The organism is Variovorax palleresanus (genome assembly GCF_051144945.1).
Taxonomy (GTDB): Bacteria; Pseudomonadota; Gammaproteobacteria; order Burkholderiales; family Burkholderiaceae_C; genus Variovorax; species Variovorax paradoxus_S.
This window is the reverse complement of record NZ_JBJNVP010000002.1, coordinates 5,146,294-5,169,488: the sequence shown is the minus strand read 5'-3', so window position 1 is coordinate 5,169,488 and position 23,195 is coordinate 5,146,294. Positions and strand designations below refer to the sequence as shown.

Here is a 23,195-nt window from a genome sequence, read left to right as displayed (position 1 = left end):
CGGATCAGCTGAAGAGGCGGCGCGCCAGTGGCGAGCCGGCGGCCAGGTCGCGCGACTCGAGTGTGTCGTAGAGCTGCTCGAGGTCGGCGCCGATGGCATCCATGGTCTCGTCGCGCAGCAGCTGCCCGTCGCTGTCGGTCACCACGCCGTCCATCTCGCGCGCCAGCGTGGCGGCGGCCTCGCGCATGCGGCGGAACGGCTGCTCGGCGCGATCGACCTGCGGCACGTCCAGGCTGAGGCTGAGTTCGCGGATGGCCGATTGCGCGGGATCGTCGGCCAGTGCGGCCTGGGTGTCGAACGACAGCCCGAGGATCGGCGGCAGCCCGGCTTCGCTGGTCGGCAGCACCATGCGGCCGGGGATGATGCCCGCCACGAACCCCAGCCGGGCCGCGTTCTGCTGCACGTAGCCGGGGCTCCAGGCGGCATGCAGCGCGCGCAGCACGAAGCCCAGTTGGGCATCGTGCGCGCTGGCGAACTGGTCGAGCTCGCGGGCGCGGGCCACTTCGTCGAGCATCTCGGGAAACTCGAGCGCGCCGTTCACGGCATCCGCAAAGGCCTGTGCCTTGACGACGAATTCGGAGTATTCGATCTCGTTGAGCGCACCGGTGCGATTGGCCAGCTGCACGCCTACCTGGAACGCGCTGTAGCGCTGGCCCGGCACGGGCGGCTCCCACTGGCCGGTGTGCTCGTTCAGGCCTTCGATGGCCACGGGCTTGCTGCCCGCACGGCGCGTGGAGGGCATGGCCGCAATCGCGGCGTCGCCCGAGGCAAGCCCGTCGAGCGAGACCGGCGCAATCACGTCGATCAGCGGATCGAGTCCACCGCGCCGCTCGGCGGTCGGGACCGGGCTGGCGCCCGGCGCGGGCAGATCGGGATCGAACAGGGGCTCGTGGCGCTCCTGGCCCGGCACCTGGTGCGGATCGACGTGCAGCATCGGCTCCACGCCGCCGGACGATGCGGAGGGCCGCTCGGCGTCGGACAGATCAAGGTCCCGTGCGTCGGGCTGCCGCGGCGCATTGCGGCGCGAGGTGACTGTGTTGAAGGCAACGACAGCCGCGAGAACGAGGCCGCCGAGGATGGCCAGGGCGAGAGTGAGATTGCTCATGGATGCTGCTCGGCTTAAGCAGCTTCGACCATCGTGACGGCCGCTTCCATGTCGACCGCGACGATGCGCGAGACGCCCTGCTCCTGCATGGTGACGCCGATCAGCTGCTCGGCCATTTCCATGGCGATCTTGTTGTGGCTGATGAAGAGGAACTGGGTTTCGCGGCTCATGGCGGTCACGAGTTTGGCATAGCGTTCGGTGTTCGCGTCGTCCAGCGGCGCGTCCACTTCGTCGAGCAGGCAGAAAGGCGCCGGGTTGAGCTGGAAGATCGCGAACACCAGCGCGATGGCCGTGAGCGCTTTTTCCCCGCCCGACAGCAGGTGGATGGTCTGGTTCTTCTTGCCGGGCGGCTGTGCCAGCACCTGCACGCCGGCATCCAGGATTTCGTCGCCCGTCATCACCAACCGCGCATTGCCGCCGCCGAACAGCTCGGGGAACATGCGGCTGAAGTGCTCGTTCACGATCTTGAAGGTGCCGCCGAGAAGCTCGCGCGTTTCGCCATCGATCTTGCGGATGGCGTCTTCGAGCGTGCCGATGGCTTCGTTCAGGTCGGCGGACTGCGCATCGAGGAAAGTCTTGCGCTCGCTGGCCACGGCAAGCTCGTCGAGCGCCGCCAGGTTCACCGCACCCAATGCCACCACTTCGCGGTTCAGGCGGTCGATCTCGCCTTGCAGGCCCGCGAGGCGAACCTTGTCGGTTTCGATCGACAGCGCAACGGCTTCGAGGTCGGCGCCGGCATCGTCAAGCAACTGCTGGTACTGCTCGACACCGAGGCGGGCGGCCTGCTCCTTGAGCTGGAATTCGGTGATGCGCTGGCGCAGCGGATCGAGTTCGCGCTCGAGCTGCAGCCGGCGTTCGTCGCTGGCACGCAGCTTCATCGTGAGGTCGTCGTACTGGCTGCGCGCGGCACCCAGGGCTGCTTCGCGCTCGAGCTTGAGCGCCAACGCATCCTGCAGGCCGGCCTGGGCCGCCGCATCGGACAGGCGGCCCAACTCGGCCCTGGCGCGCTCGTCTTCGTCAGTGAGGGCCACCACCTGCTGCGATGCGGTTTCGATTGCGCGGTTCAGTTCGCCGCGGCGCGCTTCCAGCGTGCGCTGCGAGAAGGTGGCTTCCTGCGCCTGCCGTTCGAGGCTGCGGTGCTGCTCGCGGCTCGCGGTCAATGCGCGGCCGGCTTCGATCACGCGTTCGTCGAGTTCCGCATGGCGTTCCTGGCTGTCGGCGAGCTGCATGTCGAGCTCTTCGAAGCGGCCTTCGGCGGCCATGCGCTTTTCTTGCAGCTCTTCCAGTTGCGCGTCGACTTCGGCCAGGTCGGTGGCCAGTTGCTCGCTGCGCGCACGCGTCTGTTCGGCCAGCTGCGTCATGCGCAGCGTTTCCACCTGCAGTTCATGCGCGCGGGATTGCGTTTCCGCCGCTTCACGGCGCGCCGTCACCAGGCGCTGTGCGGCCTCGGCATAGGCGGCTTCGGCACGGACCAGGGCCGCGCGCGCCTCTTCGTTGATGAGCGTCTGCGCGCGCAGCTGGCGCTCGAGGTTTTCCATTTCCTGCTGGCGCGCCAGCAGGCCGGCCTGTTCGGAATCGGGGGCGTAGAAGTTCACGCTGTGCGAGAACACGGCGTGGCCGCTCTGCACGTAGATGACTTCGCCCGGCTTCAGCGTGGCGCGCTGCGCAAGCGCCTCTTCGAAGCTCTGCGCCGTGTAGCAGCCATGGAGCCAGTCGGTCATCAGGGCCTGCAGGCCCGCGTCGTTCAGCCGCAGCAGGCTCGACAGGCGGGGCAGCGTGCCGCCGTCCTGCGATACGCCGGCGGCCGGGGGGCTGTAGAACGCCAGCTTGGCGGGCGGCGCGTCGTTGCCGAAGGCGCGCACCATGTCGAGCCGGCTGACTTCGAGCGCGCCCAGGCGCTCGCGCAACGCCGCTTCGAGCGCGTTTTCCCAGCCTTGCTCGATGTGGATGCGGCTCCACAGGCCCTGCATGCCTTCGAGCCCGTGCTTGGCGAGCCAGGGCGTGAGCTTGCCGTCGGTCTTGACCTTTTCCTGCAGCGCACGCAGCGCCTCGAGCCGTGCCGAAAGTTCGGCATGGCGCGCGCCTTCGGTGTTGACGGCCTGCTGCTTCGAGCGGCGATCGTCGTCGAGCTGCGGCACCGATTCCTGCAGTTCGTGCAGGCGGGCGTCGGCTTCGCTCGCAGCTTCCTGTGCGGCCGCATGCTCCTCCTGCATGGACTGCAGGCGGGCTTCGTCGGGCGCGGCCAGCGCGTTCTGGTCGGCACGCAGGCGTTCGCTGCGCTGCGTGAGCTGCCGGCTCTGGTCTTCGATGTTGCGCTGGTCAGCGGCCAGCACCTGGATCTGCTGCTGGACCTGGCCGACAGCGGCGCGCTGCGTGTTGGCTTCGTTCTGGGCCCGCTGCACGGCTTCCTCGAGCTCGGGCATGCGCGCGTCGTGCTCTTCGAGTTGTGCGGCTAGCAGCACGGCCTGCTCTTCGGCATCGACGCCCTGGCCGGCCAGGGTTTCGATCTCTGCCTCGGCCTCTTCACGGCGGCGGCCCCACTGGCCCATCTGCTCGCGCAACTGAACGAGCCGCTGCTCAACGCGCTGGCGGCCTTCGACCACGAAGCGGATCTCGCCTTCGAGGCGGCCGACTTCGGCGCTGGCCTCGTAGAGCTTGCCCTGGGCCTGGTTGACCTGGTCGCCGGCGGCGTAGTGAGCCTGGCGCACGGTTTCGAGTTCGGCCTCGATGCGGCGCAGGTCGGCGGTACGCGATTCGAGGTCGTTGATCGCCTTTTCGGAATCGGCCTTGATCTTGGCCTGGTCGGCGTCGCTTTCACTGCGCTTCAGGAACCACAGCTGGTGCTGCTTTTTCGTGGCATCGCCCTGCAGCATGTTGTAGCGCGCGGCCACCTCGGCCTGCTTCTCGAGCTTTTCGAGATTGGCGTTCAGTTCGCGAAGAATGTCTTCGACGCGCGTAAGGTTCTCGCGCGTGTCGCCCAGGCGGTTCTCGGTTTCGCGCCGGCGCTCCTTGTACTTGGAGACACCCGCCGCCTCTTCGAGGAACAGGCGCAGTTCCTCGGGTTTGGATTCGATGATCCGGCTGATCGTGCCCTGGCCGATGATGGCGTAGGCGCGCGGGCCGAGGCCCGTGCCCAGGAACACGTCCTGCACGTCGCGGCGGCGCACCGGCTGGTTGTTGATGTAGTAGCTGCTGGTGCCGTCGCGCGTGAGCACGCGCCGCACCGCAATTTCACCGAACTGGTTCCATTGGCCGCCCGCGCGATGGTCGGCGTTGTCGAACACCAGTTCCACGCTCGAACGGCTGGCCTGCTTGCGCGTGGTCGTGCCGTTGAAGATCACGTCCTGCATCGACTCGCCGCGCAGTTCCGACGCGCGCGACTCGCCCAGCACCCAGCGCACCGCATCCATGATGTTCGACTTGCCGCAACCGTTGGGCCCGACAACGCCGACCAATTGGCCTGGCAGCAGGAAGTTGGTGGGTTCGGCGAACGACTTGAAGCCCGAAAGCTTGATGGAATTAAGACGCACGACTTGTCGGCCTGCCTTGGCGTAGCGCCAAGGTATTGATTTGTAAGGAAAATTGCACGGGCCTGCCGCTCCAGGCAGGCCGCCGCCCCAGCCGTGGATGATAACGTCAGGGCATGAGCGATTCCCTGCTTTCATCACCCTTCGCCGCGCGCCGCGGCTGCCTGCTGGCTGGCGCTGCCGCCTTGCTGGGTCTTGGCGGCTGCGCGGCCGTGCGTTCCACCGAGCGCGCCGAACCCTATGCCAATCAGGAATGGCTGCAATCCAGCGCCAACCGCATTGCCAACCTGTCCTTGCGCGACAACCTGCAATCGATCCGGCGCGTGCAGACCACGCTGTACCGGCGCAACCCGCGCGAATGGCGCAAATCCGCGGCCAGTGTCGAGGCGGCCGCCCAACGCGCCTGGGACGCGGTGCTCACAGGCCCCGCCCTGCCCGAACTGCGCGGCGCCACCGGCATCGACGCGATCCGCCTCGCATTCGACACCGGGCCGCAGGGTTACCAGGGAGACCGGGTCGCGGCGCTGGTGGTCGGCTGGGCCACCATGCTCAAGCAGGCCAACGGCGACACCTGGGACCAGACCTTGCTCGACGGTGTCAATGCCGAGAACAGCTACCGTGCGGCGCGCAACTTCGAAATATCGCTCTGGCTGATCTCGTCCAAGACCGGCCCCGACGGCCAGCCCCTGCTGCTGGCCACCGAGATCAGCGAGCGCGGCCGCAACCTCGTGGCCGACCGCGAGCTGTCCAAGGTGGTGGCGCGGCTCGACCTGCTGGCCGCGCAGGCGGACGAGAAATACCGACGGGCCGCGCTCGACTTCGGGCAGAACTGGGTCATGGGCGTGGTCATGCCCTTCTTCACGCTGTTGCCAAGATAGAAGCATTAGTACCAAGGAAATATATTTCCGAAAGCGAGCTTTGCGGTAATATCTTTCCGTGACCAAGCAGGAACTCATCACCGCCCTCGCAGCCCGGCGTGATGCCACGGGCATCACCCATGCTGAAATTGCGCAGCGCTCCGGCCTGACCGAGCGCTCGGTGCGCAATGCGCTGAGCCTGAAGGGCAACCCGCAGCTGTCTTCGCTGCTCGCGCTGGTCGATGCGCTCGGACTTGAACTGCAGCTGGCGCCCAAGGGCTTCGGCCAGAGCGCGGCCACCGATCCCGACTACCGCCCCGTCGCCACCCGCGTGGGCCATGCCGTGGCGCAGGCTCCGCCTCCGCCGTACGTCAACAAGCGCCGACCGCCATGAACGTCAAGATCCTCGAGATCTCGCTCGGCACGCGGCGCTTCGGCAAGCTCTTCCAGTACGCCGACCTGTGCCGCTTCGTGGCCGAGCGGGAGCTGGTCGCCGCACCACCGGCGGAGGTGCTTTCGCTGTCGATGGTGGCCAGCGATGCCGCCACGCAGTCCGCGCTCTGGGCCGACGTGAAAAACCCGTTGTTCAATGCGCAAGGCGGCCAGCTGCCGCGCTTTTTCCAGAATCTTCTGCCCGAAGGCGTGTTGCGCAGCCATATCGCGCAGCTGCGCGGCTGCCGCGAAAACGACCATTTCGAGCTCCTCGCGGCCTGCGGCGGCGACCTGCCCGGCGCAGTGAGCGCCAAGCCGGTCGCGGTGGACCGCCAGACGCTGCAGCGGCTCATCACGCAGGACCAGGACGCGCTCGAGATGTCGGTGGTCGAACTGCCCATGCCGCAAGGCATCTCGGTGTCGGGCGTGCAACCCAAGCTCGGCCTGCGCCGCCAGGGCGGCCGCTACGTGGCGCGCACCCGGGCCGGCGCGAGCACGCGCGTGATCGCCAAGCTGCCCGTGGCCGGACGCCCCCACATGCCGCAGCTGGAAATGCTGTCGCTTCAATTGGCGGGTGCGGCCGGTGTTGAGGTCTGCCATGCCGAGCTGGCACCGCTCTCGGCCATTGCGGCCGAACACAGCTACGCATTGCCCGACGAGCCCGACTTTCTGGCCGTCACGCGTTTCGACCGCGAAGGTGCGCGCCGCATTCATTTCGAGGATTTTGCGCAGGTGCTCGCAGTCGACCCGATGCACAAGTACAGCGCGAGCTATCTGGACATGGCGCTTGCGATGCAGGCCTTCCCGTCGCTGGGCGAAGAAGCCGTGCTCGAACTGATGCGGCGCCTTGCGGTGAACGACTTGCTCGGCAACCCCGACGCGCATTTGAAGAACTTTGGCGTGCTCTATCCGGACGGCATCGCACCGCGGCTGGCGCCGGCCTACGACATCGTGGCGTATGCCGCGCTCCAGGGCGTCGACGGCCACGCTCTCCCTCTTCTGCCCGCAGCGCCCGCCGGTGCCGCCACCAAACGCACGGTCCTGTTCACGCCCGCCAACGTGCGCGCCTTCTGCTTCTCGGCCGGGCTGCACGAGCCACTGGTCCGGCGCGTCATTGCCGACACGGCGCGGCTGGCGCGCAGCCAATGGCCGCCGATGATCGAGGCATCGACGCTGCCCGCCGCATGGAAAAAACGGCTGCAGCAGCGCTTGCAGGCACATCCCTTGCTGCAAGGCTTGGCGAGGCGCGGCAAATAGAAGAGAAAGAAAACGCGCCCCCTAGAATGAATCAGCCCTTCACTCCTCAACCCATTCGAGGCAGCAGCAACTCATGAGCTCCATCAATTTCATCGGCGGCGAAAAAGGCGGGGTCGGCAAGTCGGTCACCGCGCGCGTGCTGGCGCAGTACTTCATCGACTACAGCAAGCCTTTCATCGGCTTCGACACCGACCGTTCGCACAGCTCGTTCACGCGCTTCTACGAAGGCTTTGCGTCGCCCATCGTGGTCGACAGCTTCGAGGGGCTCGACACCGTGGTGAACGGCTTCGAAACCAATCCGCAGCAAAGCGTCATCGTCGACCTTGCCGCCCAGACGCTGGCACCGCTGTCGCGCTGGATCAAGGAATCCGATCTGTTCGACGTGTTCGACGAACTGGGCGTGGCCGTCAATTTCTGGCATGTGCTGGACGACGGCAAGGACTCCACCGACCTGCTCGGCGCGCTGATCGACACCTTCGGCAACCGGCCCAACTACATCGTGGTGCAGAACTACGGCCGCGGCAGCGACTTCGGCATGCTGCTGGCGTCGCAGTCGCTCTCCAAGGCAACGGCGAACGGCGCCCGCGTGATCACCCTGCCGCGTCTGCACGAGGCCAGCATGCGCAAGATCGATGCGCAGAACACGAGTTTCTGGAAGGCCGTGAACGACCGCGAAGGGCCCCATGCGCTCGGCTTGCTGGAGCGCCAGCGCGTGAAGTCCTGGCTGGCGACCGGCTACGCGGCTTTCGACACCCTGCCGCTGTAGCCGCAGTTCGCGCGCTCCTCCTAATGGGTGGAGCGCGGACTCAGCACTTGCTCAGCGCGCCGCGCGCCCGCGGAAAAGCAGCACCAGCAGCAGGATCGCGAGAACGACGAAGGCGACAAACGACCAGTTCGCCAGCGTCAGCCCGAACAGCGACCAGTCGACCTTCGAACAATCGCCACCGCCGCGGAAGATCATCGGCAGCGCCCGCTTGAGCGGAAAGGTCTCGATCATTCCGTACAGATCGCGTCCGCACGAGACGACCTCGGGCGGATTCCACTGGAGCCAACTCTGCGATGCGGCCGTGTAGGCGCCGCCAATGGCCGACAGCAGCGCCAGCACACCGCCCGTGGCCTGCAGGCCGCGGCTGCGGAACACGCCCGCCAGGCCGGTGAAGAGTGCCACCAGCACCAGCGCATACCGCTGCACGATGCACATGGGGCAAGGCTCCAGGCCCACTACATGCTGCAGATAGAGCCCGAAGGCCAGCATCAGGACGCAGGCAAGGCAGATCAGCCCATAGGCGCGGCGCGGCGCGCCGAAATACCAATCGATCAAGGGGAAACCCAATCTTCTTCTACGAACACCCTGGCCTTGCGCGGCGTGGCGACGACGGTGTCGCCCTCTTGCAAGCCCAGTTCCCGGAACTGTTGCGCAGGGAGTTGCGCTTCGATGATGGTTCCGGAGCCCGGATTATCTGGATTCGTTTCGGTGGGCTCAAGTTCCAGCCGAGCGATGGGGCCGACCACGATGGCCCGCGACAAGGTGGCGACGATGCCGGTCGCGCCGGCGGTGTAGCGCTCCACGGTGAGGTCGTGCGGACGCACATAGGCCATGGCCTTGGCGTCGCGCGCACCGCTGTGTTCCGGCGAGTCGAGGCGCATGCCGTCCAGTTGCACCGCGCCGTTGTCGGCCCGGCCATGGAACAGGTTCACGTCACCCAAAAAGCCGTAGACGAACGGGCTGGCGGGCTGGTCCCACACTTCTTGCGGGGAACCCACCTGTTCGATGCGGCCCTTGTTGATGACCACCACGCGGTCGGCCACCTCGAGCGCCTCTTCCTGGTCGTGCGTGACGAAGATGGAGGTGACGTGCAGTTCGTCGTGCAGCCGACGCAGCCAGCGGCGCAACTCCTTGCGCACCTTGGCGTCGAGCGCGCCGAAGGGCTCGTCGAGCAGCAGCACCTTGGGCTCCACCGCCAGCGCACGCGCCAGCGCGATGCGCTGCCGCTGGCCGCCGGAGAGCTGCGACGGGTAGCGGTCGGCCAGCCAGTCGAGCTGCACCAGCTTGAGCAGGTCGGTCACCTTCTGCTTGATCTGCGCATCGCTCGGGCGCTCCTTGCGCGGCTTGACGCGCAGGCCGAAGGCCACGTTCTCGAACACCGTCATGTGGCGGAACAGCGCGTAGTGCTGAAACACGAAGCCGACCTGGCGTTCGCGCACGTGGACGTCGGTAGTGTCTTCGCCCGAAAAAAGGATGCTGCCGGTGTCGGCCGTTTCCAGCCCCGCGATGATGCGCAGCAGCGTGGTCTTGCCGCAGCCCGAGGGGCCGAGCAGCGCGACGAGCTCGCCCGACTCGACGTCGAGGTTCACGTTGTTCAACGCCCGGAAGTCGCCGAACTGCTTGCTGATGTTGCGGATTTCGATACTCATGGAATCTCTTCCTCTGCCTTCTTCTGATTACTCCCTCTCCCCTTGGGGAGAGGGTCGGGGTGAGGGATCTCCCCTCACCGCGGGACTGTTCAAGCCGCCGTCGGCCGCTCGGGCGGCAGATCGGCAATCGCCTTCATCTCGCGTTCGTGGCGCCACTCGATGACCGACTTGATCACCAGCGTGACCAGCGCCAGGATGGCCAGCAGCGATGCCACGGCAAACGCCGCCACCGACTGGTATTCGTTGTAGAGCACTTCCACGTGCAGCGGCATGGTGTTGGTCTGGCCGCGGATGTGGCCCGACACCACCGACACCGCGCCGAACTCGCCCATGGCACGCGCGTTGCAAAGAATCACGCCGTACAGCAGACCCCACTTGATGTTGGGCAGCGTCACCCGCCAGAAGGTCTGCCACCCGGTCGCGCCCAGCACGATGGCGGCCTGCTCCTCGTCGGTGCCCTGCGCCTGCATCAGCGGAATGAGCTCGCGCGCGATGAACGGGAAGGTGACGAACACGGTCGCGAGCACGATGCCCGGCACGGCGAAGATGATCTTGATGTCGTGCTCGGCAAGCCAGGGGCCGAACCAGCCCTGCGCACCGAACACCAGCACGTAGATCAGGCCCGCCACCACCGGCGACACCGCAAACGGCAGGTCGACCAGCGTGGTCAGAAAGGCCTTGCCGCGGAACTCGAACTTGGCGATGGCCCAGGCCGCGGCAACGCCGAACACCAGGTTCAGCGGCACCGCGATGGCGGCAGTGATCAGCGTGAGGCGGATCGCGCTCCAGGCGTCGGGCTCCTTCAGCGCTTCGAGGTAGGCGCCGACGCCTTTGCGCAAGGCCTCGGTCGCCACGGCCGCCAGCGGCAGCACCAGGAACAGGAACATGAACGCGAGCGCAAGGCCGATCAGCAGCCAGCGCACCCAGGGCGACTCGGTGGTGCCGGCCTGCGCGCGGCGAATGATTTTGGAAGGGGCACTCATGTCATGCTCCCGCGCGGCGGCGCTGCCAGGCTTGCAGGCCGTTGATGACGAGCAGCAGGATGAACGAAATCACCAGCATCACGAGCGCGACCGCCGTGGCACCGGCAAAGTCGTATTGCTCCAGCTTGCCGATGATGATGAGCGGCGTGATCTCCGAGATCATCGGCATGTTGCCGGCGATGAAGATCACCGAGCCGTACTCGCCGATGGCCCGCGCGAAAGCCATCGCAAAGCCTGTGAGCAGTGCGGGTGCGATCGACGGGAAGATCACTTTCGTGAAAGTCTGCAGGCGCGTTGCACCGAGCGAGGTGGCGGCTTCTTCAAGCTCTTTTTCGGCGTCTTCGAGCACCGGCTGCACCGTGCGCACCACGAAGGGCAGCCCGATGAAGATCAGTGCAATCACGATGCCGGCCGGCGTGAACGCCAGCTTGATGCCATGCGGCTCGAGCAGCTGTCCGATCCAGCCGTTGCCCGCGAGCAGTGCGGTCAGCGAGATGCCGGCCACCGCCGTGGGCAGCGCGAACGGCAGGTCGACCAGCGCATCGACGATGCGCTTGCCCGGAAACTTGTAGCGCACCAGCACCCAGGCCACGAGCAGGCCGAATACGGCATTCACCAGCGCCGCGATCAGCGAGGCGCCGAAGGTCAGCCGGTACGAGGCCATCACGCGCGGTGAGGTCACGGCCACCCAGAACTGCTCCCAGCTCAGCGCGAAGGTCTTGAAAACCAGCGCCGACAGCGGGATCAGCACGATCAGGCAGAGATAGAAAATCGAAAAACCGAGCGTGATGTGAAAGCCCGGCAGCACCCGCCTGGCGCCCCCCGCCCGATTATTCACACGCGAAAGCGGCGCTCCCGCTGACGGGAGCGCCGAAGAAACAGCGCCGCTCATTTACTTGCCGCCGGGCGTGTAGAGCTTGTCGAACTGGCCGCCGTCGTTGAAGTGCACCTTTTGTGCATCGCCGAGGCTGCCGAAGAGTTCCTGCACCGTGAAGAGCTGCAGCGGCTTGAACGTAGCGGCGTACTTCTTCAGCACGGCCGCCGAGCGCGGACGCAGCGCATGCTTGGCCGCGATTTCCTGGGCTTCTTCGGAGTAGAGCCAGTCGAGATAAGCCTTGGCCAGCTCGCCGGTGCCCTTCTTCTTGGTCGTGCGCTCGACCACGGCCACCGGGTTCTCGGCCACGATGCTGATCGACGGGTAAACGGAATCCACCTTGCCCGAGCCGAACTCGCGGTCGATCGACACCACTTCGGATTCGAAGGTGATCAGCGCATCGCCGATGTTGCGTTGCAGGAAGGCGGTGGTCGCGTCGCGGCCGCCGCGCGCCAGCACCGGCACGTTCTTGAACAGCTTGCCGACGAACTCGGCCGCTTGCGCGTCGGTGCCGCCCTTCTTCTTCACGTAGCCCCAGGCCGCAAGGTAGGCGTAGCGCCCGTTGCCGCCGGTCTTGGGGTTGACGATCACCACCTGCACGCCGGGCTTGACCAGGTCTTCCCAGTCCTTGATGCCCTTGGGATTGCCGTTGCGCACCAGGAACAGCATGGTCGAAGTGGTCGGCGATGCGTTCTCGGGGAACTGCTTGTTCCAGTCCTTCGCGACCACGCCGGTATTGGCCAGAAAGTCGATGTCGGTCGAGGTGTTCATGGTCACCACGTCGGCATCGAGGCCGTCGGCCACGGCGCGCGCCTGGGCGCTGGAGCCGCCATGCGACTGGTCGATCTTCACGTCCTTGCCGGTGGTCTTCTTGTAGTGGGCCACGAACGCCGCGTTGTAGTCCTTGTAGAACTCGCGCGCCACGTCGTACGAGGCGTTCAGCAGCGTGCTGCCCTGTGCGAAGGCGCTGCTGCCTGCGAATGCGGAAGATGCCAACGCGAGCACGGCGACGAAGGTCTTGAGTCTGGAAGTCATGAGGTTGCCAAGGTTTCTGAAAATTCACGGCCCGCCGGCCAGGCGGCGGGCTCGTCGGTCAACGACTGGAGCAAGGCGAGGCCGAGCGGCCAGTCTCCATGTCCCGAATCGATGTTGATATGGCCCGCATTCTGCATGCGGACAAACTCACTGCCCCAGGCGCGGGAATATGCGCCGGCCAGGCGGATTGGGCAATACGGGTCGTTGCTGCTCGCCACCACGATGCTGCGATAGGGCAAGGCCGCATACGGCACGGGCGCAAAGTCGGACAGCACGGCGCGGCGCTCGGGGTCGGCCGGTGCCACCAGAAGCGCCCCGCGGATGCGCGCGGCAGCCTCTGCCGGCAGGTGTGCCGTGGCGATGCAGCCCAGGCTGTGCGCGGCAATCACCACCGGGCCGGGGCTCTCGAGCACCAGCCGGGCCAGCGTGGACACCCAGGCCTCGCGCTTGGGCGAAGCCCAGTCGTCCTGCACCACCCGCGCCGCGCCCGGAATGCGCTCTTCCCACAGGCTCTGCCAATGGCCGGGCCCGGAGTCGCGCCAGCCGGGCACGATGATCACGGAAGTCTGCATGGCGACGCTGCCCTGCCCGCTTACTTGTTGGGCTGCGGCGTGATGCGCAGATAAGGCTTCACGGCCTTGAAACCCTTGGGAAAGCGCTCGGCGAGTTCGGCCGGGTCCTGGATGCTCGGGATGATGACCACGTCGTCGCCGTCCTTCCAGTTCACCGGCGTCGCCACCTTGTGGCTGTCGGTGAGCTGCAGCGAATCGATCACGCGCAGGATTTCGTCGAAATTGCGGCCAGTGGATGCCGGGTAGGTGATGGTCGTGCGGATCACCTTCTTCGGATCGATGATGAACACGCTGCGCACCGTGGCCGTGGCCGAGGCGTTCGGGTGGATCAGGTCGTACAGGTCGGCCACCTTGCGGTCGTGGTCCGCAATGATCGGGAAGTTCACGGTGGTGTTCTGCGTCTCGTTGATGTCGCCGATCCACTCCTTGTGCTTGGTGGCCGGATCGACGCTCAGCGCGATGGGCTTCACGCCGCGCTTGGCGAATTCGCCCGACAGCGCCGCGGTCTTGCCGAGTTCAGTGGTGCACACGGGCGTGAAATCGGCCGGGTGCGAGAAGAACACGATCCACGAATCGCCGCCCCACTGGTAGAAGTCGAGCGAGCCTTCGCTCGAATCCTGGGTGAAATTGGGGGCTGTATCGCCGAGTCGCAGGGTCGCCATGGTCGCTCCTTGGATGGATGGGACCTGGGATTGTGCGAAGGGCTGCTTCAATGCCAAACGAATATCTACTTGTTTGGTTATGGCGTTTTTCGCATAAGGAGCATCACCCCGGCTTATTTAGCGAGGTTAGTACATGCCGGTTTCGCTTCCGTGCAGGTGCTCGGCCAGGAAATCGATCAATCGCCGGACCGCCGGGACCAGTGCCCGCCGCGCCGGAAATACCATGTGCGCGACGACCGGCGCCGGGCCCCAGTCGGGCAGCACCCTTGCGAGCCGGCCCGCCTCCACGTCGTCGCGGCACATGTAGCCGGGCAGCAGGGTCGCGCCCACGCCCTCGAGGGCGGCCAGCTGCAGCGTTGCAAGATCGTCCGCCACGTAGCGCGGCGTATGAACGTGCACGTGAATCTCGCCCTTGGGGCCTTCGAGCCGCCATTCGCTGCGCCCCTCGCTGTTGGCCGACATGGCCGCGGTCTGGAGCCGTGCGAGATCGGCCGGCTTGTTCACCGGGCCCTGGCGCTCCAGCAAGTCCGGCCTGGCCACCAGCACCGCGCGGCTCGTTCCAAGCACCTTGGCCACGAGCGTCGTGCTGTCCTCGATGGCCGGACGCACACGCAAGGCGACGTCGATGCCCTCTTCGATCAGGTCGACCGGCCTGTTCATCACCCGCAGGTCGACCCGCACGGCCGGGTATAGCGCCACGAACCGGGGCAGCAATTGCCCCAGACCACTGTGGGCAATGGAGATCGGACAGCTCAAGCGCACCGTGCCGCTGGGTTCCGTCTGCACCTGCGCCACCGCTTCGGCCGCGGCCTGGGCTGCATCGCGCATGGCGGCCGAGTGGCGCAGATAGATCTCGCCCGCCGGCGTGAGCGACAGCCGCCGCGTGCTGCGCTGCATCAGCTGTACGCCGAGCCGATCCTCGAGGTCCGCTACGCGCCGCGACAAGCGCGACTTGGGAATGCCGAGCGCGCGGCTGGCCGCGGCAAAGCCGCCGCGCTCTGCCACTTCGGCGAAGAAAACCATGTCGTTGAGGTCCTGCATGGGTTTATTGTCCCGCCAGCAGAACAATGAAGTCAAATTTTGACTACTTATCAATCACTCGCATCAAAAATAGAATTCTTCCAACGCCGGCCACTCTTGAGCGCCGACCACCACACGAAAGTGATTGACCATGAAGCTGCTCCACATCGACTCCAGCATCCTGAGTGCCCATTCGACCTCCCGCCTTCTCACGGCGGAGATCGTGGCGGCATGGAAAACCGCGCACACCGACACCGCGGTCGAGTACCTCGACCTTGCCGCTGACGCCCCGTCGCACTTCGGCCCCGACGCCCTCGGCATCAAGACCGGCGTGCAGGCCCAGCCCACCGAAGCCCAACAGCGCGAAAACGCCCTCTCGGAAAAGCTCGTGAACCAGTTCCTCGCCTCCGACGTCATCGTGGTTGGTGCGCCGCTGTACAACTTTTCGGTTCCGACCCAGCTCAAGGCCTGGATCGACCGCCTCGCGCAAGCCGGCCGCACCTTCAAGTACACCGAGAAGGGCCCCGTGGGCCTGGCCGGCGGCAAGACCGTGATCGTCGCGTCCACCCGCGGCGGCATCTACTCGACCACCGAAGGCGGCCAGGCCGCGGAACACCAGGAGAGCTACCTGAAGGTGGTCTTCGGCTTCTTCGGCATCACCGACGTGCGCTTCGTGCGCGCCGAAGGCCTCTCGATGGGTGACGCACCCAAGGCCGCCGCGGTGGCCGGGGCGCGTGCCGAGATCCTGGTGGCAACGGCCGAAGCCGCCAACCAGAAGAACGTGGCCCAGGCCGCCTGAGCCCGGCCTGCGCGCGAAGGAAAGCCGCCCTCGGGGCGGCTTTTTCACGTTAGATGGTGCCGATGGCAGGTTCCATCAGACTGCTGAGTGGCGTTTGATCCACGCGACGTACTTGTCCATCCATCCCAGCAGGAACTTCTTCGTGCCATCGTTGCCGATGTGGCCGCGATCGTCGAAAAAGCCATCCTTGAATTGCAGGAAGATTTCGGGCGAGCCCATCGTCGCAACGTCGAGGTAGGCCAGCACGTTGCGCAGATGCTGCTGCGCCATCGCGGTGCCGGTGGCGCCCACCGAAATGCCCACGACCGCCGCGGGCTTGCCCGCCCAGGCGCTTTGCCCATAAGGGCGCGAAGCATGGTCGATGGCGTTCTTCATCAGGCCGGGAATCGAGCGGTTGTATTCGGGCGTGACGAACAACAAACCCTGGGCCGCTGCGATTTCGGTCTTGAGCCGCTTCACCGAGGGTGCCTGGTTGCCGTCGTCGTCCTGGTTGTACAGCGGCAGATCGTCGATGCGCACATGTTCGAACGTGAAGTCCGAGGGCGCAAGGTGTGCCAGCGCGAGGGCCAGCTTCTGGTTGTATGAATCCTTGCGAAGGCTGCCAACGATCACGGCAATTCGGGTCTGGCTCATGAATGAAGCTCCTTGAGTGATTGAGTGAAAGACGGGATGGCGAAAACCATTATGCGAAGCACCCATGACCTTTTCCAGAAAAGCTCTTCGCTTTGGATCCGCCTTTTCGGCACGCGATGCAGGCTTGCGAAATCGCGGGCATCATCGCTCGGGTTCTTTCGACTCAGGAGCGAATCGCAATGAGATTTCTCGTGGTGGGTGCCGGCGCACTCGGTGGTTATTTCGGTGGCCGACTGCTCGAGGCGGGACGCGACGTGACCTTTCTGCTGCGCCCGCGGCGCGCGGCACAGATCGCGAAAAGCGGGCTGGAGGTCCAAAGCCCCTTCGGCAACTTGAATTTGCCCTCGCCGCCCTACGTGGTGGCCGAAAACATCGAGGCGCCTTTCGACGTGATCCTCGTCGGAAGCAAGGCCTACGACCTCGACTCGACCATGGATTCGTTCGCGTCGGCGGTCGGGCCGGAGACGGTCATTCTTCCGCTGCTGAACGGCATGAAGCACATCGATCGGCTGATCGAGCGATTCGGCGACGAGCGCGTGCTGGGCGGCCTTTGCATGATCTCCGCCACCTTGGACGACGAAGGCCGCGTGCTGCACCTCAACGACATGCACGGCTTGAGTTTCGGCGAGCGCGCGGGCGGCCGATCAGCGCGTATCGATGCCATCGAGGCGCAGTTCGCCGGAGCGAAGTTCGACGCTACAGCGAGCGAAACCATCTCGCAGGACATGTGGGAGAAATGGATCTTCATCGCCTCGGCGGCAGGCCTCACGAGCCTGATGCGCGCATCCATCGGCGATGTCGTGGCGGCAGGCGGCCAGGACGTAGCGCTCGCGATCTTCGACGAATGCTGCGCCATTGCCGCGCACAACGGCTTCGCCCCGCGGCCGGCGGCCATCGAGCGCGGCCGCAAGATGATGACCGCGCCGGGCTCGCCGATGACGGCGTCCATGTACAAGGACATCGTGCGCGGCGCGCCGGTCGAGGCCGACCACATCATCGGCGACCTGTTGAACCGCGCAGCGCGCGCCGAATCGCCGGCGCCTTCAGTGCTGCGCACGGCCTACGTGCATCTCAAGGCCTACGAGGCGCGGGCCGCACTGGCCAGCCGCGACGCTACTCCGACTTGAGAATCGTCTCGCCCTTCAACGCGCCCATGTCGCGGATGTTGAAGCGATGGCGCTTCCACCCCTCCCACGTGCGGCGCATGTGGGTGATCGAGATGAAGTAGTAAAGAAACTTGAACATGCCGAGCGCCCGCCACATCGGCGTGCCGCGGTAGATGTCGCCGGCCAGCAGCGACATCAGCCCCTCCTTCACGCGGAATGGATTGCCGGGATGCATGAACATGTCGCGGATCGTCGGGTTGGTCACGCGGTAGATGAACCATGAATATTCGCGCGGTCCCTTGCGCATCATGGCCTCGAAATCCTTGCGCGCGGGCGCCAACTCGGCGGGCTTGTCGAGCGCCGTGGCCACCAGCTGGGCGCCGTCGAAGGCACTGTGCATGGCAAGGTACACGCCCGACGAGAACATCGGGTCGATGAAGGTGAAGGCGTCGCCCAGCATCAGGTAGCGGTCGCCCGTGGCATGGGTGCTCGAATACGAGAAGTTGCCGGTGGCGTGCACGGCATCGTCGACAAGCGTGGCGTTCTTGAGCCGCTCCACGAGCACTGGGCACAGCCCGATGGTGTCGTAGAAAAAGTCTTTCAGCGGCTTGTCGCGCGTCTTCAGGTAATAGGGCCAGCAGACCGCGCCCACGCTGGTGGTGCCATCGGCCAGCGGAATGAACCAGAACCAGCCGTGCGGAAACCAGCAGATGCTGATGTTGCCTTCCTTCTTGCCTTCGAGCCGCTCGGCATTGGTGAAGTGGCCGAACAGCGCGGTGCTGTTGTGGTCGGGGTTCTTTTCCTTGCAGCGGAATTTGTTGGCCAGCAGCGTGTCGCGCCCCGTGGCATCGACCACGAAGCGGGCGCGCCAGCTGCGCTTGGCACCGTCGTCCATTTCAGCCTGCACCGTGGCACCATCGGCATCGAAGGCGACGTCGCGCACCTTGCAGCCTTCGAGCGTCTGCGCGCCGCGCGTGGCGGCGTTGCGGAACAGCAGTTCGTCGAGTTCCGAGCGGCGCACCTGCCAGGCAGAGTCGAGCGACTTGTCCCAGCCCTCGGCAAAGTCCACATAGCTGCGGTGCTCATGCTCCGGCGAGACGAACTCGATGCCGAACTTGGGCATACCGATTTTCTCGACCTGGTCGCGCACGCCGAGCTTGTCGAAAAGCTCCACGTTCGCCGGCAGCAGCGATTCGCCGATGTGAAAACGGGGGTGATGCGCTTTTTCGAGCAGCACCACCTTGCGGCCCTGCTGCGCGAGCAGCGCCGAAATCGTGGCCCCCGCGGGACCGCCGCCGATCACGAGCACATCGCAGGACTCGTCGGCGGCCGGGGGCATGGAAGAAGAAGCGGAGGAAGTGGCTTGAGGCAAGGACATGCGGATGCAAGCAACATTGTTAACAATGGCGAAGCATAGCGTGGCCGACGACGCCCGGACCTTCGGCTCACCCCTTATGGCGCGTGGCCCTTCGGTGCGTTCTGCAGGCTGGCCTGCGTTACGCTTGCACCCGGCTTCACGTCCTCGGTGATCCACACGTTGCCGCCGATGACCGCGCCCTTCCCCAGCGTCACGCGGCCAAGGATGGTTGCGCCTGCGTAGATCACCACGTCGTCCTCCACCACCGGATGCCGCGGCAGGCCTTTCTGCAAGTAGCCCTCGGCGTCGGTCGGAAAGCGCTTGGCGCCCAGCGTCACGGCCTGGTACAGGCGCACGCGCTTGCCGATGACCGCCGTCTCGCCGATCACGACGCCCGTGCCGTGGTCCATGAAAAAGCCCGCGTCGATCTGCGCGCCGGGATGGATGTCGATGCCGGTCTGCGCGTGCGCCAGTTCGGCCACGATGCGTGCCAAGAGCGGCAGGCCGAGTTCGTAGAGCCGGTGCGCAAAGCGGTGGTGGATCATCGCGAGCACGCCGGGGTAGCACAGCAGCACCTCGTCGACGCTGCGCGCCGCCGGGTCCCCCTGGTACGCCGCGAGCACGTCGCTGTCGAGCAGCCGGCGCAGGCCCGGCAGCGCACTCGCGAACTGGCGAACGGCGTCGGTCGCTGCCTGGTCGATCTCGCTCGCGGGACGCGGCTGGTGGCGCGCATTGAAGTTCAGCTCCAGCCGCGCCTGCACCCGCAGCGACTCCAGGGCGGTGTTCAGTGTATGGCCGACGTAGAAATCTTCACTGTCGTGGCGCAGCTCGGGGGGTCCGAGCCGCATCGGAAAGAGCGCGCCCTTGAGCAGCTCCACGATCTGCGCTAGCGCCTCCCGCGAGGGAAATTCGCGCGTCGCGCCGGGTTCACGCGAGCGGCGCTGCGAATCGCGCCACTCGTTACGCGCATCGTGCAGTGCGCGGACGATGTCGCTCACTTCGAAGTTGACCATGGTGTTCTCTCCGGGCGTTGTAACCGACACTGTAGAAGCCCGCGATCCATGTGCCAAGAACGGAAAACCCGACTGCGAAATCGAAAAAAACCCGGCACCAAGGCGGTGCCGGGTTGTTCGCGAGCTCGAGGGTCCGTCAGAGCTTGGCGATCGAAACCTCCGTCGACTTGACGAGCGCGACCACGTCGGAGCCCACCTTGAGCTGCAGTTCGTCGACCGAGCGCGTGGTGATGACCGAGGTCACGATGCCCCAGGCGGTTTCGACATCGACTTCGGAGACGACGTCGCCGCGGATGATTTCGCGGACCTTGCCCTTGAACTGGTTGCGGACGTTGATGGCTTGAATGGACATGATGTTTCTCTTTTCGGGTTGAAGAATGGTTCGAATGGGAGTGAAGGGAAATGGAAGCGATGCGGATCAGCCGGCTGCCGCGGCCAGCGCCTGGTCGAGGTCGGCAATCAGGTCGTCGATGTGCTCGATGCCGACCGACAGCCGAACGGTGTCTTCCGTCACGCCGGCCTTCGCCAGCTCTTGCGGCGAGAGCTGGCGGTGCGTGGTCGAGGCCGGGTGCGTGGCCAGCGAGCGCACGTCGCCGATGTTCACGAGCCGCGTGAAGAGCTTCAGCGCATCGAGGAACTTCGCGCCACCCTCGCGGCCGCTGCCGATGCCGAAAGTCAGCACGCCGCTGGACTTGCCGCCGAAGTACTTCTTCGCGAGCGCATGGTCGGGGTGGTCTTCGAGCGCCGCATAGTTGACCCACTTCACGGCCTTGTGCGTCTTCAGGTGCTGCGCCACCGACAGCGCGTTGCTGCTGATGCGGTCCATGCGCAGCGCCAGCGTCTCGATGCCCTGCAGGATCAGGAAGGCGTTGAACGGCGAGATGGCCGCACCCGTGTTGCGCAGCGGCACCACCCGCGCGCGGCCGATGTAGGCGGCCGGGCCCAGCGCCTCGGTGTAGACCACCCCGTGGTAGCTCACATCGGGTTCGTTCAGGCGCTTGAAGCGCTCCTTGTGCTGGGCCCATGGGAACTTGCCCGAATCGACGATGGCGCCGCCGATGCTGGTGCCATGGCCACCCAGGTACTTGGTGAGCGAGTGCACCACGATGTCGGCGCCATGCTCGATGGGCCGGCTCAGGTAGGGAGAAGGCACGGTGTTGTCCACAATCAGCGGCACGCCGTGGCGGTGCGCAATCTCGGCAATGGCCGCGATGTCGGTCACGTTGCCCGCCGGGTTGCCAAGCGATTCGACGAACACCGCCTTGGTCTTCTCGTCGAAGAGCTTCTCGAAGCTTCCGAGATCGCGATGGTCCGCAAAGCGCGTGGTGATGCCGAACTGCGGCAGCGTGTGCGCAAACAGGTTATAGGTGCCGCCATAGAGCGCGGTGCTGCTGACGATGTTGTCGCCCGCCTCCGCAATGGTCTGGATCGCATAGGTCACGGCCGCCTGGCCCGAAGCCAGCGCCAGCGCCGCGATGCCGCCCTCCAGCGCGGCCACGCGCTGCTCGAGCACGTCTTGTGTCGGGTTGTTGATGCGGGTGTAGATGTTGCCCGGCACCTTCAGGTCGAACAGGTCGGCACCGTGCTGGGCGCTGTCGAAGGCATAGGCCACCGTTTGATAGATGGGCGGCGCCACGGCGCGCGTGGTCGGTTCGGGCGAGTAGCCGGCGTGTACCGACAGGGTTTCGAATTTCCAGTTCTGCGACATTCAACTGCCTTTCTGTTTTTGTGGATGAACGAGTTCAGATCGCCCAGCGCAGCGTGTGCGCCGAGGGCTGAAGCCAGCTTGCGTCCGTCTCGGCGGGCTCTGCCTCTCCGGCCTTCTGCAGCACGCGGTCGAGAATGCGTTTCTCAATGGCCGCAAAAGCCGGATCGCCCTGCGACCGCGGCCTGGCGAGCGCGATGTTCTCGTCGAGCGCAATGCGGCCGTCCTCGATCAGGATCACGCGGTCCGCCAGCGCCACGGCCTCCTGCACGTCGTGCGTCACCAGCAGCGCGGTGAAGCGGTGGCGCAGCCAGAGGTTTTCGATGAGGCGGTGCATCTCGATGCGGGTCAAGGCGTCGAGTGCACCCAGGGGCTCGTCGAGCAGCAGCAGGCGCGGGTGATGCACCAATGCGCGTGCGAGCGACACCCGCTGGCGCTGCCCGCCCGACAGGCGCGCCGGCCATTCGTTCTCGCGGTCGGCCAGGCCCACCTGCGCGAGCACTTCCTTGCCGCGTGCCTTGGCGTCGCCGGGCAAGCCGAGCGTCACGTTGTCGAGCACGCGTCGCCATGGCAAGAGGCGCGCTTCCTGAAACATGATCCGGGTGTCGTCGTGCAGGCCGTCGATCGCCTTGCCGTCGGTGTAGAGACCGCCGGAGCTGGCCTCCTCGAGTCCGGCGATGAGCCGCAGCAGCGTGCTCTTACCGCAGCCGCTGCGCCCGACGATGGCAATGAACTGCCCCGGCTCGATGCCGAGCTGCGTGTTGCGCAGCACCTCGCGGTCGCCATAGCGCTTGTGCAGCCCGCGCGCCTCGAGGCGAACACCGCCGGCGATGGCCGGTTGCTGGATGTCTTTCAGAACGGCACTCATGATTTCAGCCTCGGTTGGAAGAGCACCACGTCGAGCGCGTTGATCTTTCTGGGAAGCAGCTTCTCCGCGAAGAAGGCATCGGCGATGCGCTGCTGTTCGGTCAGCGCCTCGGCCACGACGGGGCGCACCGCGTAGCTTCGGCGTGCATTGGCCTGCTCGATCGTCGCCGCATCGAGGCCCCACACAGGCGACAGCAGCGCCGCCGCTTCCTTCGGGTTCTGTTTGACCCACTGGCCGGTTCTCTCAAGCTCGGCGTACACCACGCGAAGTACGTCCGGGCGAGCCTTTGCGAACGGGGTCCCGGCAAGATAGTAGCGCTGGTACGAGGCGATGCCGGTGCCGTCGGCGAGCACGCGCACCCTGGCCTGGCGCTGGGCCGCGGCAAGGAACGGGTCCCACACCACCCAGGCGTCGATGGCACCGCGCTCGAAGGCGGCGCGGCCGTCGGCCGGTGTCAGGTAGGCGGGCTCGATGTCCTTGAAGGACAGGCCGGATTTCTCCAGCGCCGCGATCAGCAGATAGTGTGCGCCGGCCGCCTTGGCGAAACCGACCTTCTTTCCCTTCAGGTCGGCGACCGACTTGAGCGGCGAGTCTTCGCGCACGAGGATGGCCTGCGCGGCGGGCGAAGGTGCCTCCTGTGCGACAAAGGTCAGGTCGGCACCGGCGGCCTGTGCGAACACCGGCACGGTGTCGGCCACGTCGGCGCTGATGTCGAGATTGCCGAGGTTCAGCGCCTCGAGTAGCGGCAGCCCACTGGTGAACTCGTGCCAGCTCAGCGTGACATTGAGTGGGGCCAACTGCTTCTCGAGCGTACCCTGCGCCTTGAGCACCGCGGTCAGTGTCGAAGACTTCTGGTAGCCGAGCCGCACCGTGGCAGGCCGCGCCGTTGCGCCCTGGGCCAGCACCGCACCGGCACCCAGTGCGCCCAGCGTTGCGATGGCCGTGCGGCGCGAAATTGTGGAAGAGGTCGTCATG

23 protein-coding genes are annotated in these 23,195 nt (G+C 65.9%); 6 read left to right on the top strand and 17 right to left on the bottom strand.

Annotated elements, in window-relative coordinates; translation table 11 throughout:
* Nucleotides 1-4: 4 nt before the first annotated feature.
* Both ACJ7Z0_RS28300 and smc read right to left on the bottom strand, forming a co-directional pair.
* Nucleotides 5-1,105 (bottom strand): cell division protein ZipA C-terminal FtsZ-binding domain-containing protein, encoded by a 1,101-nt coding sequence (locus tag ACJ7Z0_RS28300; protein ID WP_434792508.1) that lies wholly within the window; start codon nt 1,103-1,105, stop codon nt 5-7.
* 14 nt (nt 1,106-1,119) lie between these two features.
* Nucleotides 1,120-4,635 carry a chromosome segregation protein SMC gene (gene smc / locus ACJ7Z0_RS28295; protein ID WP_434792507.1) on the bottom strand — a complete coding sequence of 1,172 codons (3,516 nt, stop codon included), beginning with the start codon at nt 4,633-4,635 and terminating at the stop codon, nt 1,120-1,122.
* A 113-nt stretch (nt 4,636-4,748) separates the two neighbouring features.
* Here smc and ACJ7Z0_RS28290 point away from each other — a divergent pair, with 113 nt between their 5' ends.
* The 4 genes from ACJ7Z0_RS28290 to ACJ7Z0_RS28275 all read left to right on the top strand — a co-directional run bounded on the left by ACJ7Z0_RS28290 (nt 4,749) and on the right by ACJ7Z0_RS28275 (nt 7,944).
* Nucleotides 4,749-5,510: a hypothetical protein gene (locus tag ACJ7Z0_RS28290; protein ID WP_434792506.1), complete on the top strand. Its 762-nt coding sequence runs from the start codon at nt 4,749-4,751 to the stop codon at nt 5,508-5,510.
* Nucleotides 5,511-5,568: 58 nt separating this feature from the next.
* Nucleotides 5,569-5,883, top strand: coding sequence for a helix-turn-helix domain-containing protein (locus ACJ7Z0_RS28285; RefSeq protein WP_431131200.1), 315 nt, complete (start codon nt 5,569-5,571; stop codon nt 5,881-5,883).
* Entirely contained in the window at nt 5,880-7,178 is a 1,299-nt protein-coding gene (locus ACJ7Z0_RS28280; RefSeq protein ID WP_434792505.1) for a type II toxin-antitoxin system HipA family toxin, read from the top strand. The genes ACJ7Z0_RS28285 and ACJ7Z0_RS28280 overlap by 4 nt, the downstream gene beginning before the upstream one ends.
* 73 nt (nt 7,179-7,251) lie before the next feature.
* On the top strand, nt 7,252-7,944 hold the full coding sequence (locus ACJ7Z0_RS28275) for a P-loop NTPase family protein (protein WP_434792504.1): 693 nt from the start codon (nt 7,252-7,254) through the stop codon (nt 7,942-7,944).
* 51 nt (nt 7,945-7,995) lie between these two features.
* Here ACJ7Z0_RS28275 and ACJ7Z0_RS28270 read toward each other — a convergent pair whose 3' ends face one another.
* The 8 genes from ACJ7Z0_RS28270 to ACJ7Z0_RS28235 form a co-directional block, all read right to left on the bottom strand.
* Nucleotides 7,996-8,499, bottom strand: a complete 504-nt coding sequence (locus tag ACJ7Z0_RS28270; protein WP_431131194.1) for a disulfide bond formation protein B — start codon at nt 8,497-8,499, stop codon at nt 7,996-7,998.
* Nucleotides 8,496-9,593: a sulfate/molybdate ABC transporter ATP-binding protein gene (locus tag ACJ7Z0_RS28265; protein WP_055806422.1), complete on the bottom strand. Its 1,098-nt coding sequence runs from the start codon at nt 9,591-9,593 to the stop codon at nt 8,496-8,498. The genes ACJ7Z0_RS28270 and ACJ7Z0_RS28265 overlap by 4 nt, the downstream gene beginning before the upstream one ends.
* Nucleotides 9,594-9,682: 89 nt before the next feature.
* Nucleotides 9,683-10,576, bottom strand: coding sequence for a sulfate ABC transporter permease subunit CysW (cysW, locus tag ACJ7Z0_RS28260; protein ID WP_434792503.1), 894 nt, complete (start codon nt 10,574-10,576; stop codon nt 9,683-9,685).
* A gap of 1 nt (nt 10,577) precedes the next feature.
* Nucleotides 10,578-11,468, bottom strand: coding sequence for a sulfate ABC transporter permease subunit CysT (cysT, locus tag ACJ7Z0_RS28255; protein WP_434792502.1), 891 nt, complete (start codon nt 11,466-11,468; stop codon nt 10,578-10,580).
* Nucleotides 11,469-12,485, bottom strand: coding sequence for a sulfate ABC transporter substrate-binding protein (locus tag ACJ7Z0_RS28250; RefSeq protein ID WP_431131187.1), 1,017 nt, complete (start codon nt 12,483-12,485; stop codon nt 11,469-11,471).
* Nucleotides 12,482-13,057 carry an RBBP9/YdeN family alpha/beta hydrolase gene (locus ACJ7Z0_RS28245; RefSeq protein WP_431131185.1) on the bottom strand — a complete coding sequence of 192 codons (576 nt, stop codon included), beginning with the start codon at nt 13,055-13,057 and terminating at the stop codon, nt 12,482-12,484. The genes ACJ7Z0_RS28250 and ACJ7Z0_RS28245 overlap by 4 nt, the downstream gene beginning before the upstream one ends.
* Before the next feature lie 20 nt (nt 13,058-13,077).
* On the bottom strand, nt 13,078-13,719 hold the full coding sequence (locus ACJ7Z0_RS28240) for a peroxiredoxin (protein ID WP_431131183.1): 642 nt from the start codon (nt 13,717-13,719) through the stop codon (nt 13,078-13,080).
* Nucleotides 13,720-13,845: 126 nt separating this feature from the next.
* Nucleotides 13,846-14,760: a LysR family transcriptional regulator gene (locus ACJ7Z0_RS28235; protein ID WP_434792501.1), complete on the bottom strand. Its 915-nt coding sequence runs from the start codon at nt 14,758-14,760 to the stop codon at nt 13,846-13,848.
* Between the two features lie 130 nt (nt 14,761-14,890).
* Between ACJ7Z0_RS28235 and ACJ7Z0_RS28230 the strand changes: the two genes are divergently transcribed.
* Complete coding sequence (locus tag ACJ7Z0_RS28230; RefSeq protein WP_434792500.1) at nt 14,891-15,538, top strand: FMN-dependent NADH-azoreductase; 648 nt, start codon at nt 14,891-14,893, stop codon at nt 15,536-15,538.
* Between the two features lie 75 nt (nt 15,539-15,613).
* Here ACJ7Z0_RS28230 and ACJ7Z0_RS28225 read toward each other — a convergent pair whose 3' ends face one another.
* A complete protein-coding gene (locus tag ACJ7Z0_RS28225; RefSeq protein ID WP_434792499.1) occupies nt 15,614-16,171 on the bottom strand; it encodes an NADPH-dependent FMN reductase in 558 nt (185 codons plus the stop codon).
* A 179-nt stretch (nt 16,172-16,350) separates the two neighbouring features.
* Between ACJ7Z0_RS28225 and panE the strand changes: the two genes are divergently transcribed.
* The gene (gene panE / locus ACJ7Z0_RS28220) at nt 16,351-17,298 is read left to right on the top strand and encodes a 2-dehydropantoate 2-reductase (RefSeq protein ID WP_434792498.1); all 948 of its coding nucleotides are present in this window, start codon (nt 16,351-16,353) and stop codon (nt 17,296-17,298) included.
* On the opposite strand, the gene ACJ7Z0_RS28215 is transcribed toward panE, so the two are convergent.
* The 6 genes from ACJ7Z0_RS28215 to ACJ7Z0_RS28190 all read right to left on the bottom strand — a co-directional run bounded on the left by ACJ7Z0_RS28215 (nt 17,285) and on the right by ACJ7Z0_RS28190 (nt 23,194).
* Nucleotides 17,285-18,655 (bottom strand): NAD(P)/FAD-dependent oxidoreductase, encoded by a 1,371-nt coding sequence (locus tag ACJ7Z0_RS28215; RefSeq protein ID WP_434792497.1) that lies wholly within the window; start codon nt 18,653-18,655, stop codon nt 17,285-17,287. The genes panE and ACJ7Z0_RS28215 overlap by 14 nt on opposite strands.
* 74 nt (nt 18,656-18,729) lie before the next feature.
* Nucleotides 18,730-19,647, bottom strand: coding sequence for a serine O-acetyltransferase EpsC (epsC, locus tag ACJ7Z0_RS28210; RefSeq protein WP_434792496.1), 918 nt, complete (start codon nt 19,645-19,647; stop codon nt 18,730-18,732).
* Between the two features lie 136 nt (nt 19,648-19,783).
* On the bottom strand, nt 19,784-19,999 hold the full coding sequence (locus ACJ7Z0_RS28205; protein WP_007829250.1) for a TOBE domain-containing protein: 216 nt from the start codon (nt 19,997-19,999) through the stop codon (nt 19,784-19,786).
* Between the two features lie 66 nt (nt 20,000-20,065).
* Nucleotides 20,066-21,355: an O-acetylhomoserine aminocarboxypropyltransferase/cysteine synthase family protein gene (locus ACJ7Z0_RS28200; RefSeq protein WP_434792495.1), complete on the bottom strand. Its 1,290-nt coding sequence runs from the start codon at nt 21,353-21,355 to the stop codon at nt 20,066-20,068.
* A 34-nt stretch (nt 21,356-21,389) separates the two neighbouring features.
* Complete coding sequence (locus ACJ7Z0_RS28195; protein WP_434792494.1) at nt 21,390-22,220, bottom strand: ATP-binding cassette domain-containing protein; 831 nt, start codon at nt 22,218-22,220, stop codon at nt 21,390-21,392.
* Nucleotides 22,217-23,194, bottom strand: a complete 978-nt coding sequence (locus ACJ7Z0_RS28190) for an aliphatic sulfonate ABC transporter substrate-binding protein (protein WP_434792493.1) — start codon at nt 23,192-23,194, stop codon at nt 22,217-22,219. Before ACJ7Z0_RS28190 ends, ACJ7Z0_RS28195 begins: the two co-directional genes overlap by 4 nt.
* Nucleotide 23,195 lies beyond the last annotated feature (1 nt).